At 41.1% G+C, this 13,015-nt stretch carries 13 protein-coding genes; 4 read left to right on the top strand and 9 right to left on the bottom strand.

Going from position 1 to position 13,015, the window contains the following annotated elements; genetic code table 11:
• Positions 1 to 110: 110 nt before the first annotated feature.
• Positions 111 to 389 carry a transcriptional regulator AbhA gene (locus H7F25_RS05800; protein WP_024424746.1) on the bottom strand — a complete coding sequence of 93 codons (279 nt, stop codon included), beginning with the start codon at positions 387 to 389 and terminating at the stop codon, positions 111 to 113.
• A 276-nt stretch (positions 390 to 665) separates the two neighbouring features.
• Between H7F25_RS05800 and mreBH the strand changes: the two genes are divergently transcribed.
• From mreBH to H7F25_RS05785, 3 genes are all read left to right on the top strand, one after another.
• Positions 666 to 1,673 carry a rod-share determining protein MreBH gene (gene mreBH, locus H7F25_RS05795; RefSeq protein ID WP_024424745.1) on the top strand — a complete coding sequence of 336 codons (1,008 nt, stop codon included), beginning with the start codon at positions 666 to 668 and terminating at the stop codon, positions 1,671 to 1,673.
• Between the two features lie 74 nt (positions 1,674 to 1,747).
• On the top strand, positions 1,748 to 1,879 hold the full coding sequence (locus tag H7F25_RS05790) for a protein YkpC (protein ID WP_003210922.1): 132 nt from the start codon (positions 1,748 to 1,750) through the stop codon (positions 1,877 to 1,879).
• 107 nt (positions 1,880 to 1,986) lie between these two features.
• The gene (locus H7F25_RS05785) at positions 1,987 to 3,219 is read left to right on the top strand and encodes an aminopeptidase (protein WP_024424744.1); all 1,233 of its coding nucleotides are present in this window, start codon (positions 1,987 to 1,989) and stop codon (positions 3,217 to 3,219) included.
• Between the two features lie 34 nt (positions 3,220 to 3,253).
• Here the strand turns inward: H7F25_RS05785 and H7F25_RS05780 are convergent, their stop codons facing one another.
• Positions 3,254 to 4,873, bottom strand: coding sequence for an ABC-F family ATP-binding cassette domain-containing protein (locus H7F25_RS05780; protein WP_024426884.1), 1,620 nt, complete (start codon positions 4,871 to 4,873; stop codon positions 3,254 to 3,256).
• Positions 4,874 to 5,016: 143 nt separating this feature from the next.
• Between H7F25_RS05780 and H7F25_RS05775 the strand changes: the two genes are divergently transcribed.
• Positions 5,017 to 5,292: a hypothetical protein gene (locus H7F25_RS05775; RefSeq protein ID WP_122631280.1), complete on the top strand. Its 276-nt coding sequence runs from the start codon at positions 5,017 to 5,019 to the stop codon at positions 5,290 to 5,292.
• A 63-nt stretch (positions 5,293 to 5,355) separates the two neighbouring features.
• Here H7F25_RS05775 and lepB read toward each other — a convergent pair whose 3' ends face one another.
• The 7 genes from lepB to H7F25_RS05740 all read right to left on the bottom strand — a co-directional run bounded on the left by lepB (position 5,356) and on the right by H7F25_RS05740 (position 13,015).
• Positions 5,356 to 5,928 (bottom strand): signal peptidase I, encoded by a 573-nt coding sequence (gene lepB, locus H7F25_RS05770; protein ID WP_029706712.1) that lies wholly within the window; start codon positions 5,926 to 5,928, stop codon positions 5,356 to 5,358.
• Positions 5,929 to 6,139: 211 nt separating this feature from the next.
• On the bottom strand, positions 6,140 to 8,035 hold the full coding sequence (locus tag H7F25_RS05765) for a PTS fructose transporter subunit IIABC (RefSeq protein ID WP_171464193.1): 1,896 nt from the start codon (positions 8,033 to 8,035) through the stop codon (positions 6,140 to 6,142).
• Positions 8,036 to 8,048: 13 nt separating this feature from the next.
• Positions 8,049 to 8,960 carry a 1-phosphofructokinase gene (pfkB, locus tag H7F25_RS05760; RefSeq protein WP_025092362.1) on the bottom strand — a complete coding sequence of 304 codons (912 nt, stop codon included), beginning with the start codon at positions 8,958 to 8,960 and terminating at the stop codon, positions 8,049 to 8,051.
• Positions 8,957 to 9,712 carry a DeoR/GlpR family DNA-binding transcription regulator gene (locus H7F25_RS05755; RefSeq protein ID WP_024424739.1) on the bottom strand — a complete coding sequence of 252 codons (756 nt, stop codon included), beginning with the start codon at positions 9,710 to 9,712 and terminating at the stop codon, positions 8,957 to 8,959. Before H7F25_RS05755 ends, pfkB begins: the two co-directional genes overlap by 4 nt.
• 318 nt (positions 9,713 to 10,030) lie before the next feature.
• Positions 10,031 to 11,224: an ABC transporter permease gene (locus H7F25_RS05750; protein WP_073205022.1), complete on the bottom strand. Its 1,194-nt coding sequence runs from the start codon at positions 11,222 to 11,224 to the stop codon at positions 10,031 to 10,033.
• On the bottom strand, positions 11,211 to 11,912 hold the full coding sequence (locus H7F25_RS05745; RefSeq protein ID WP_024424737.1) for an ABC transporter ATP-binding protein: 702 nt from the start codon (positions 11,910 to 11,912) through the stop codon (positions 11,211 to 11,213). Before H7F25_RS05745 ends, H7F25_RS05750 begins: the two co-directional genes overlap by 14 nt.
• On the bottom strand, positions 11,909 to 13,015 hold the full coding sequence (locus H7F25_RS05740) for an efflux RND transporter periplasmic adaptor subunit (protein WP_073205021.1): 1,107 nt from the start codon (positions 13,013 to 13,015) through the stop codon (positions 11,909 to 11,911). Before H7F25_RS05740 ends, H7F25_RS05745 begins: the two co-directional genes overlap by 4 nt.

Raw genomic sequence — 13,015 nt, 5'->3', positions numbered from 1 at the left:
TTGTACCATTTTCCACTTATTTTTTGAGGGAGATGGGGCATTTTTAAGGAACTTTTTTAAAGAAAAAATAGCCTGTTCTCAGCACAAAGGAAGAGAGCAGGCTATTTTGATTACTTCTGAAGAGCTTCTTGCAGCTCTTTTAACAGCAGTTCTGCGCCTTCAGCGCTTAATGTAATTTGACCATTTCCATATTCATGGTTCTCTGATGTAATCTCACCAGTCATGAGACAAACGCCCTCTGGCTGATATTTTTTCAAGACGATTTTATCTCCATCTATAAAAAATTCCATACTGTCTTTAATAGCGATATCAAGTGCTCTTCTCAATTCGATTGGCATCACAATACGCCCTAGTTCGTCTACTTTTCTTACGACTCCGATAGATTTCAATTTCGTTCCCTCTTTCTTTCATTAGCTCAAGATCAATCTGTTTTTCACCAATTGATATATCGTAGACGTAAGAGATTCTTAAAAGGTTTCTCCTCTATAAAAATTTTTTTCATAAAAGAAAAAACAAAGGGAAAATTTATTGTGATTGTCAAAATGATACTTGAATTTTACAGATTCATTTCAAGGTGATCACAAACCCCCACAAATGACATCAACCCTCTGAACTTTTAAATGTAAAATTGTTTAAAACAGCAAAAATAGAGATTGGGTGAAAACATGTTTCAAAATGCCGAAATTGGAATTGATTTAGGAACAGCTAACATATTGGTTTATAGTAAAAATAAGGGAATTATTTTAAATGAACCGTCCGTCGTAGCAGTTGATACAGAAACAAAGACTGTACTTGCCGTCGGATCAGAAGCGAAAGAAATGATCGGGAAAACACCTGGGAAAATTGTTGCGATCCGTCCGATGAAAGACGGTGTCATCGCTGATTATGATATGACAACAGATTTACTTAAACAAATCATGAAAAAAGCAGGAAAAAATATCGGGTTTACCTTCAGAAAGCCAACTGTCGTTGTATGTACACCTTCTGGTTCAACAGCTGTTGAGCGCCGCGCCATCAGCGATGCTGTGAAAAACTGCGGAGCAAAACATGTGCATTTAATTGAAGAACCTGTTGCAGCTGCAATCGGTGCTGATCTTCCGGTAGACGAGCCTGTTGCGAACGTCGTAGTCGATATTGGCGGCGGAACAACAGAAGTTGCAATCATTTCATTTGGCGGCGTTGTCTCTTGTCATTCGATCCGAATTGGCGGCGATCAGCTGGATGAAGATATCATTACGTTTGTCAGAAAGAAATATAACCTATTAATCGGTGAACGGACTGCCGAGCAGGTGAAAATGGAAATTGGGTATGGTCTCATTGAGCATGAGCCTGAATCATTAGAAGTGCGCGGGCGCGATCTTGTGACAGGTCTGCCAAAAACGATCACACTTGTCTCTCATGAAATTCAAGGCGCCATGCGTGAATCACTTCTTCATATTTTAGAAGCGATCCGTGCCACATTAGAGGACAGCCCTCCAGAGCTAAGCGGAGATATTGTAGACCGCGGCGTCATTTTAACTGGCGGAGGCGCTCTTTTAAATGGAATACAAGAATGGCTTTCTCAAGAGATTGTTGTTCCAGTCCATATTGCAGCCAATCCCCTTGAATCTGTTGCAATTGGAACAGGTCGTTCATTAGAAGTGATCGACAAATTGCAAAAAACTTTAAAATAATCTTCTTGTTCTACTTCTTTTTTTGTCATTTCGATCATATCGTGAGAAATGGATAAACGTGAAGGAGGAAGAACATGTTGCTTGATTTAGGTAAACGGGTCGTTGTCACAGTCATTTTAACGGGTATTATTTTAGGAGGAATGAGCCTGTCGTTTTCACATATGCCGCCTTCTAATGCACAGCCTGTGAAACAACTGAACCGCTAAAAAAGCCGCACGAAAGCGGCTTTTTTATTTTGGCTTTAAACGGGCTCCCCATTTTCCTTTTCGGTCATAAATCTGATATGATGAACATGACTAAAGGAGGGGTTTTTATGAGTTCATTTGAAAAACAACTAGATCAATATGCGAAGACCATCGTTGAAGTCGGTGTGAATGTACAAAAGGGGCAGGAAGTCGTTGTATCCGCATTTACTGAATCTGCACATCTTGTTCGTCTTGTAGCAAAACACGCGTATGAGCGCGGGGCGAAAAACGTACATATCCGCTGGAGTGATGGTGTTCTCACCCGTTTAAAGTATGAACATGCACCGCAAGATGTATTTGAGCAATTCCCTGAATGGGAAGCACAGATGATGGAAACCATCGCAAAACGCGGAGGCGCTTTTATTACCATCCTGTCAGAAAGCCCTGACCTTTTGCGAGGCATTGATTCGAAAAAAATCGCTGCACAGCAAAAAGCTGCTGGTTCAGCACTACATACATATCGTCAATACGTTCAATCTGACAAAGTCGCTTGGACAGTCGTAGGTGCTGCATCAAAAGAATGGGCGAAAAAGATTTTCCCTGACCATACAGATGAAGAAGCTGTCACGTTATTGTGGGATCAAATCTTTAAAGTCGCACGCGCTGATCAAGCAGATCCAGTTGAGGCTTGGAAAAAGCACGATGCGTCATTAAACGAAAAGGTCAAAATACTCAATGAACGCCACTACCACAAGCTTCATTATGAAGCACCGGGCACAGACTTAACGATCGAGCTTCCAGAGCAGCATATTTGGGTAGGTGCTGGCAGCGTAAGTGAACGCGGCGTTTCGTTCATGGCCAACATGCCGACAGAAGAAGTCTTTACCGTACCGAAAAAAGACGGTGTAAACGGGACAGTCTCAAGCACAAAGCCGCTCAGCTATGCTGGAAACATCATTGATGAGTTTTCATTAACCTTTGAAAATGGCCGGATTGTGGATGTGAAAGCAAAAGAAGGCGAAGATATTTTAAAATCTCTCGTTGAAACAGATGAAGGCTCTCATTATCTAGGTGAGGTTGCCCTCGTACCAGATGATTCACCAATTTCTAACTCAAATATTCTTTATTACAATACACTTTACGATGAAAATGCATCAAATCACCTTGCCATCGGCAGCGGATATGCGTTTAATATCGAAGGCGGAAAAGAAATGAAACGAGAGGAATTGGATGCTGCGGGTGTGAACAGCAGTATTACACACGTTGATTTTATGATTGGTTCAAAGGAAATGAATATTGACGGAATCACAAAAGACGGGAAACGCGAACCGATCTTCCGAAATGGAAACTGGGCGATTTAATCAAAAAAAGACATCCAATGGATGTCTTTTTTATTTATGCGTAAAGCTCTTCAAGTCTTTTTTGGATGTCTTGATCTGATAAAAACTCATCATATGTTGTTTGTTTATCGACGATGCCATTTGGCGTCACTTCGATAATCCGGTTTGCAACTGTTTCAACAAACTGATGGTCATGAGATGAGAAGAGCATGGCTCCTTTAAAGCTCATGAGACCGTTATTCAACGCTGTAATGGATTCTAGGTCTAAGTGGTTCGTTGGCTCATCCAGCAGCAAAATATTCGCTCCTGACAGCATCATTTTTGATAACATACAACGAACCTTTTCTCCTCCTGATAAAACACTTGCTTTTTTCTTCACTTCTTCCCCAGAGAAAAGCATACGTCCTAAGAAACCACGCAGGAAGCTTTCGCTTTGATCATTCGGAGAATATTGACGAAGCCAATCAACGAGATCAACGTCATTCCCTTCAAAGTATTCACTATTATCTTTCGGGAAAAAGGCTTGTGACGTTGTGACGCCCCATTTAAATGATCCGCTGTCTGGCTCCATTTCACCAGCAAGGATTTTAAATAATGTGGACACAGCAAGCTCATTACGGCTTAAGAACGCAATTTTATCTTCGCGGTTCATAATAAAGCTGACATTATCCAGTACTTTTACACCGTCAATTGTTTTTGATAGACCTTCTACTTGAAGGACATCATTTCCGATTTCGCGCTCTGGTGCAAAATGAACATACGGATATTTACGTGAAGAAGGCTTAATGTCATCTAAAGAGATTTTATCAAGCAATTTCTTTCTTGATGTCGCTTGCTTGGATTTAGAAGCGTTCGCACTAAACCGGGCAACGAATTCTTGAAGCTGCTTAATTTGTTCTTCTTTTTTCTTATTTGCTTCTTGGCTTAGTTTCAGCGCTAACTGGCTGGACTCATACCAAAAATCATAGTTACCGACGTATACTTGGATTTTTCCGAAATCAAGATCCGCAATATGTGTACATACTTTATTTAAGAAATGACGATCATGCGAAACGACGATGACGGTATTTTCAAAGTTAATGAGGAACTCTTCGAGCCACTGGATTGCTTGTAAGTCCAAGTGGTTCGTCGGCTCATCGAGAAGCAGAACGTCAGGCTTGCCAAATAAAGCTTGAGCTAAAAGTACTTTTACCTTTTCAGAACCGCCAAGCTCAGACATTTTCTTCGATTGAAGGCTTTCTGGAATGCCAAGACCCTTTAATAGGATCGCTGCTTCACTTTCAGCTTCCCAACCGTTTAATTCAGCAAATTCACCTTCAAGTTCTGCTGCACGAATCCCGTCTTCATCTGAAAAATCAGGTTTCATATAGATCGCATCTTTCTCCTGCATCACATCATATAGACGTTTGTGACCCATGATGACGACTTTCAGCACTTCAAACTCTTCGTATTCAAAGTGGTTCTGTTTTAAAATCGCTAAACGCTCGCCAGGACTCATATGAACATCGCCCGTTTGAGGCTCAATTTCGCCAGAAAGAATTTTTAGGAACGTTGATTTACCAGCTCCATTGGCACCAATTAATCCGTAGCAGTTGCCAGGAGTGAATTTAATATTTACTTCTTCAAATAGTTTACGATCAGCAAAGCGCAAACTAACATTATTTACTGCAATCATTTATTAATCCTCCATCACTCATTCATCAATATGAAGTATAACATGAATAACGCTTGATAGAAACGTCTCTCGCTAAGAACGAAGGCTTTTTGTCTATTATGATATAATAAACGGGAATGATTGATTGAAGGAGTTCGGGCGATTTGAGATTACTCACACTGATGGAATACTGTTTATTGATTTTCTTTATGGGCATTTATTTATCTGCAACAGGCTTTAATGCGAGGGACTTTGGCCTTTATATTGGGCTTGTCCTCATTTACACACTGGTTCACATCTTTTCCAAACGCTTTTTACAAAAGCGGGGCAAAGAAAACCAAAAGATCGGATTGCTTCGATCCGTTTTAGCCATTACCGGATCTGTGTTCGCTTCTGTTCTTGCGATTGTGATCATTGTGACGGTGCTCACACCAAATTAAAAACGACCCTTCTGTAAGGGTCGCTCGTTCAAGTACCTTTCTCTTGCCCATGAGAAGGTGCTTTTATTTTGTCTGTCGAATATCGCCAAATGGGAAGAAAACAAATTCTGATGTCCCGACAACCCGATCCTTTTCAATGAGGCCAAGTCCATTTCGGCTGTCCATGGAATTGAGTCTGTTGTCCCCCATCACAAAGTAATCGTTTTTCGGTACTTTTACTGGACCAAAATCTCCAGTTAAATGCACTTCATACTCTTTCGCATGCGCCTTGTTCTCTTTTAAATAAGGCTCATCTACTTTTTTTCCATTAATGTAAAGCGTATCATCCTTCATTTCAATCGTATCACCTGGAAGGCCGATTAATCGTTTGACATAATGAATCTTCTGACCATCTTTTCCATTAATAATCACGATGTCACCGCGTTTCACACCACCGAGATAGTTAATGGTTTTGTTGACAAACAGCTTTTCCCCGTCATGAAGTGTCGGTTCCATTGACTCTCCTTCCACCACATACGGTTCAAATATAAACGTACGGATGAGCAAGACGAGCGCAAGTGCGATTAAAATGGCTTTGATCCATTCAAACAGTGAACTTTTCTTCTCTGTTTTGGCTTGCTTCGCATCAGATTGAATGTCATTTTCGTTTTGTTTGTTTTCTTCGTTCAAAATACTGCTTCCTCCTAAGACTTTCTGCTAAAAGACTTGAAACGTGAATTGAATAACTTTACTTTATCATATGTCAATTAAAAATTCACAAGACAACCATCTAATTAGATATTTTTTCCTAATTCACTGATAATTAAACAAAAAGAAGCACCGTTTTACACGATGCTTCTCTTCTGCATTACGCTTCTTGTCTGACTGGTTTTTTCAAAATACCCAGTAAAATCGCTGTCACAACGGCACCGATTAAGATGCTGATGATATAAAGAACTGGATGATTTGTTACCCAGAAAACAAATAGTCCGCCATGCGGTGCAGGAAGCGTCACTCTGAAGAATTCCGTTAATCCGCCAGCAACTGCTGCACCAATAACAGCTGAAGGAATCACACGAAGAGGATCTGCCGCCGCAAACGGGATCGCTCCTTCCGTGATGAAGGCAGCTCCCATGAAGTAACATGTAATCCCTGCTTCACGGTCACGTTTTGAAAACTTATTTCTAAAGATCGTTGTTGCAAGTGCAATACCTAGTGGTGGAACCATTCCGCCTGCCATAATCGCAGCATGCGGTGCATAGTTGCCAGCAGCAATCATCGCAAGACCAAATGTGTAAGCCGCTTTGTTAATTGGGCCTCCCATATCAATTGCCATCATACCAGCTAAAATAATACCCATTAAGACAAGGTTTCCCGTACCTAATGATTCAAGCCAATGTGTTAATCCGTCCATCACCATTTTCACTGGTGTGTTGACAATATAATGCATGATAATGCCTGTGAAGAAAATACCGAACAATGGATACAGCAGAACCGGTTTAATCCCATCGAGTGTCTGTGGTACGAATGTGAATACTTTTTTGAGCAGCACAACAATGTAACCTGCTAGGAAACCAGCAATCAATCCGCCTAAGAACCCTGCACCTGCTGCTGACGCCATAAAACCACCGACCATACCTGGCGCAAAACCTGGACGATCTGCAATACTCATGGCAATAAATCCAGCTAATACCGCAACGATTAAGGCAAGCGCATTATCGCCGCCAATTCCTTTTAAGACAGCTGCAAATGAATTAAATGAAGGGTCCTTAGGATCTGCTGAGTTAATGCCCCAGAAGAATGAAATCGCAACAAGGATACCGCCTCCGACAACAAATGGAAGCATGTTACTTACACCACTCATTAAGTGCTTGTAAAATCCGCTTCTTCCTTTGCCAGATGATTCATTTTCCTCTTTAGAAGAACTGCCGCCTGAACCTTTATAAATCGGCGCATCTTGATTGATTGCTTTTTCAATTAATTCCTGTGGACGGCGAATACCAGCTGTTACAGGGACTTCAATGACATGCTTGCCTTTAAAGCGTTCCATTTCTACTTGCTTGTCCGCTGCCACAATGATGGCTGGTGCTTCTTCAATTTCTTTTGCTGTAAGGGCATGTTTAATACCGCCAGAGCCGTTTGTTTCAACTTTAATGTCAACGCCCATTTCTTTTGCTTTTTCTTTCAAAGCATCTGCTGCCATAAATGTATGGGCAATACCTGTCGGGCAAGCGGTTACCGCTAAAATTTTAGCAGGTTTTCCTTCTGCAGCCGGCTCCTCTTGAACTTCCTCTTCTTCTTCTTCATCATCTTGATCATGTGTATTGATGATCTCAATGATTTCATCTTCAGTCGCCGCTTCAAGGAGCTGCTTTCGAATTTCTTCACGCATAAGAAGTGTGGATAAACGAGAAAGTGCCTCTAAGTGCGTGTTGTTTGCGCCTTCAGTTGCGGCAATCATAAAGACAAGATGACTCGGCTGCGCGTCTAGTGATTCATAATCAACACCAGCAGTTGAGCGGCCAAATGCAATGGCAGGCTCTTTTACACTCGCTGTTTTAGCATGCGGGATGGCAATTCCTTCGCCAATACCAGTAGAGCTCTGTTTTTCACGATTGATCACTGCTTCTTTGTAGCCCTCTTTATCATTTAACTTGCCTGCTGTATCTAAAACAGTGACCAGCTCTTCAATGACTGCTTCTTTCTGCTGGCTGTCTAATTGAAGCTTAATGGTATGCTTCGTGAGTAGTTCTGTAATTTTCATGATGACTCCTCCTTTAAATGCGTGTGACTTTTACTTGTGGTAATAGTGTGTCAACAAGCTCTTTTGTGCCAAGCTCCTCAGAAAAGGCTGTAGCGCTTCCTGAAGTAACACCAAGCTTAAATGAATCTTCAATTGAAAGGCCTTTTGAAACGCCGGCTAAAAACCCTGCAACGACTGAATCTCCTGCTCCAACTGAATTTACGAGCGTTCCCTTTGGAACATTGGACTGATAGATTCCTTCTTTACTGAATAAAAGGGCGCCATCTCCAGCCATGGAGACGATGACATGTTCAGCACCTTGTTCTAACAGCTTTTTCCCATAAGGAATTGCTTCTTCTGCTGATGAAATACTCGTCTCAAACATTTCACCCAGTTCATGATGATTTGGCTTCATTAAGAACGGTTTCATGTCTGCTGCTTTTTTTAACGCTTCGCCAGAAATATCAAGAACAACTCTTACACCTTGCTCTCTGCAAACTTCAGCAATGCGCTCATATGTGTTATGAGGTAATGAAGAAGGAATGCTGCCAGCTAAAACCACGACATCTCCTTCAGTCAATGAAGAAAATTGAGATAGAAACGACTCAAATTGCGCTTCAGTAATAGATGGGCCGAGTCCGTTGATTTCTGTCTCTTCACCTGTTTTTAGTTTCACATTAATTCTTGTATCTTCTGACACCTCGTGAAAGGCTGTTTGTAATTGTTCGTTCTGTAAAAAATCTTGAATATATTTGCCTGTAAATCCACCAATGAATCCAAGTGCTTTTGATTCAACACCGTGACGTTTTAATAACCTTGAGACATTGATTCCTTTACCACCTGGATATTTTTGATCATAGGTTGAACGATTTAAACCGCCGACTGCAAAATCCTCCACGTGTACGATGTAATCAACTGATGGGTTTAAAGTAACTGTATAAATCATGTTTTCACTACCTTTATAACCGTTTTTTCATGGTAATTATCGAATGAATCCTCTTTTGCGTCGTTTGTGATAATGGTGGCTTCCTGTAAACTAGCAAAGGCTGAAAACGATATTTCGCCAAACTTCGAGGCATCTGATAAGATATAGGTTTTTTTCGCCTGTTTCATGGCTCTTTTTTTCATGAGTGCTTCCTCTGGATCAGGCGTTGTAAAACCCGCCTCGGGATGGATGCCGTTTGTCCCAACAAAGCTTTTGTCAAAACGATAATTTTCCATCGCTGTCAAAGCTGCGGCTCCCACCATGGCTCCTGTTCGATGTTTCACTGATCCGCCTATCAAGTAAAAAGTAATGCCTTTTCTCATAAGTGCTTCAATGTGCATCACACCGTTTGTCACCACAACAATATCTTGATCTGGATCGATATATTCAATCATTTGCTGTGTGGTTGTACCTGCATCTAAATAAATACAGTCGCCCTGTTTTAAAAGAGATGCCGCTGCCTCTGCTACCAATGACTTTTCTTGAAGGTTTTTGGCAGATTTCTCAAATACATCTGGTTCAAGGCGAATACTCGAAATCTTGGCTGCTCCTCCATGAACCCTTTTAAGAAATCCTTTTTCTTCAAGGGCTGATAAATCTCTTCTAATTGTAGATTCAGACGCATCCGTCATCATCGTTAAGTCCTGTATTTTAATGACATCATTTTCTTCTAAGCTGTCGATAATGAGTTGATGTCTTTCCGGTGTTAACATGAGAACACCCCTTTTGAAAACGTATTCATTTTGCGCGCACCTTTATTGTAATCGCTTTTTTCAACATTATCAATACAAAACAATCAAATACATTCAATAACTATCAAAATCTTTCACCATGGTCATCTTACCTTTATATGTACCATTTGTAAACTGAAAAATATGTGACATTATGATGAAAGTCATGATATTAGCATTTCTATCATTTTTTATTTCATTCAATGGAACTAAAAAAAGCTTTTATGCGATTTGCATAAAAGCTTTTGGTGTGTAATGAAGGCGAATGTAGACCATTTGTATGCTTTTTTCTCCTCCGAATCATTCATACCTGAGCGATTCAATAGGGTCTAGTCTCGCTGCTTTATTCGCAGGAATTAACCCAAAAACAATTCCAATGAGCATACTAAACAGTACGCCTCCACAAACCACTTGCCAAGATACGAGAGACGGCCAGCCGGCAAATAGTGATACTAGCGAAGCACCGCCTAATCCAAGTGCAATTCCCATCAGCCCGCCGATGAGTGTTAAAACGACAGACTCAATTAAAAATTGAACGAGAATTTGTGCCCTTGTTGCGCCCATCGCCTTTCGAATACCTATTTCTCTTGTCCTCTCTGTCACAGAAACGAGCATAATATTCATTACACCGATGCCGCCGACAAGTAAAGAGATTCCGGCGATTGAGCCAATGATCGTTGTCATAACGGACGTTATTTGACCGATCCCCTCTGCGATTTCTTCCATATTGATCATTTCGTAAGCTTCTTCTGTATGATGATTTTCATTTAGTATGGCAGCCGCGCTCTTTCCTACTTCCTTCATTTGATCCGCATGTGCGACTTGAATAGACAACTTATCATATTCATTCATACCAAATGTGGAGGTGAGCATCGCAAATGGGACATATATTTCATTCATATCAAATGAAAACATCCCTTTCTGTTTTGCTAACACACCGATGACTTCAACTGGCTGTCCGTTCATCCAAATCAGTTCACCTAATGCCTTTTGTCCATTGAATAGTTCTTTTTGTAAGCCATCCGAGATGAGGGCAGCTCTTCTGCCGCTTCTAAAGTCAATATCTCTTAAATTCTGTCCTTCTGCGATTTGTAATGAATGTACATCCGTATACCCCTCATTTATGCCGTTAACGGTCGCATCAACTGTCGTATCTTGAAATCTCAGCTGCATTCCTTGTGCAGTCGAGGAAGCGACCTGCTTCACCCCATTGATTGTCCTAATGCTTTTTATGTCTTCCTCAGTAAATGAGGCTTCGAATAAAGCATTTGGATTTACATTTAACTCTTCGTCAGAAGGCGTATATGTCATATCAATGGTATTGTTTGGACCTGAAATCGATCCTTTTAACATTTGCTCACCGCCTTGACCGATCGCCACGACTGCAATGACTGATCCAACACCAATAATAATCCCAAGCATCGTTAAAATAGAACGTAATTTATGAGCTAAAACCGAATTCAGCGCTATTTTGATATTTTCAAAGAGTTTCATTCATAGCGTCCCCTTGTATCCATCTATCTTCAACAAGCCGTCCATCTCTCACAACGACCGTACGGTTTGTATACGCAGCTATTTCTTCTTCATGGGTGACAAGCACAATCGTTGTCCCTTCCTCATTCAGCTGTGTAAACTGTTCCATAATTGACATGCTTGTTTTTGAGTCGAGCGCACCAGTCGGTTCATCTGCTAAAATAAGCTGAGGCATATTGACAATCGCTCGTGCAATGGCCACCCTTTGCTTTTGTCCTCCTGACAACTCACTTGGCATATGTTTCATTCGATCTGCCAAACCAACCTTTTCAAGCGCCAATTCCGCACGTTCTTTTCTTTCCTTTTGACTGATCCCAGCATAAATCATTGGCAGTTCAACATTGCGCCTCGCATTTAACCTTGGTAGGAGGTGAAATTGCTGAAAAACAAATCCAATGGATTGATTTCGAATGACCGCAAGCTCTTGATCCTTTGCTGCTGACAGCTCTGTACCTTGAAAATGATATTGTCCTGTCGTCGGGCGGTCTAAACAGCCAATAATATTCATTAATGTTGACTTTCCAGAGCCGGACGGGCCCATAATGGACATATACTCGCCTTTTTCAATGACAAGATTCATGTCACTTAATACATCAAATGTTTCGTGTGCGACCTCATAGCTTTTTGTTACGTTGGAAAGCTGAATCATTCAGCATCCACTTCCATTCCGTCATACATATCATCTGCTATATGAGCAATGATTTGATCCTCTGCCTTGACACCTTTTGTCACTTCAAGATCATGACCTGACGTTTCCCCTATGACCACTTTTACTTTTTTCAGTACATTTTTTCGAACAACATAAACGTATTGTCCATCAGTCTCTTTTTTTACCGCTGTTTCAGGAATCGTTTGCGCTTGGCGCTTATCTGTTTCAATTTCCATGATCATTTTAAAACCAGGCTTCGCCTCAGGTTTCTTTCCCTTTATTTCAACTTCAACAGGATATTGAACCGTTTGATCGCTCGAAGTTGTTTCGGCTGTAGTCTGGACAGGAACAGCGCCCACTTTTTTCACGACTCCTTGCCAGCTCTTCCCGCGAATAACATCAGATGTTACCTTCACTTTTTGTTTCTTTTTGATTTTGATGGCATCATACTCTGAGATCAAACCCCGCACAATCATTTTTTTCTCATGACCAATATGGATGATCGGCTGTCTTTCTTCCGGTCCCCCTGCCCCGGCCTCTTGCTCAATGGAAATGACCGTTCCATCAATTTTACTATGTACGGTTAAATCTTCTATTTGCGCCTTTACTTTTTCTTGGCTGATCTCTGCTTGCTTTTGTTCTAATTCAGCCGCTTTCAGTTCTAATTGAAGCTGATCTCGCTCGCTTTTAGCATTAGCGTCAGATCCGCCTGCTTTTTTCTCATCTAATTCACTCAGCCTTTTTTGCAATTGTTCCAGTTTTAATGTACTTGACTCAGCCGCTAGTGCTTGCTGCTGCTCCTCAAGCTCCAGTTCCTTGTTTTCATATGTAAGAAGCGGCGTACCAGCCTTTACCTTTTCCCCTTCTTTCACAGCAATTCCCTTCAATTTCCCCTTTTCCTCTTCTTCATAGATGAACTGCTCTTCAGAGAACGAAAGTGTCCCGGGTGTCATCACCGTAGATGTGATTTCTTTCGGCGTGAGTTTGACTGTTTTAATCGCTGCTGTAGAAGCAGGCTTTGCTTGGTTTTTCGCAATATTAAATCCAATAAATAGTCCAATCACAATAATTAAAATAGATCCGATGATGATTTTCTTTCTCAT

It is taken from the genome of Bacillus sp. PAMC28571, from assembly GCF_014250435.1.
GTDB lineage: Bacteria > Bacillota > Bacilli > Bacillales > Bacillaceae > Bacillus > Bacillus safensis.
The sequence above is the reverse complement of the archived record's forward strand: the minus strand, read 5'-3'. Positions and strand labels throughout refer to the sequence as shown.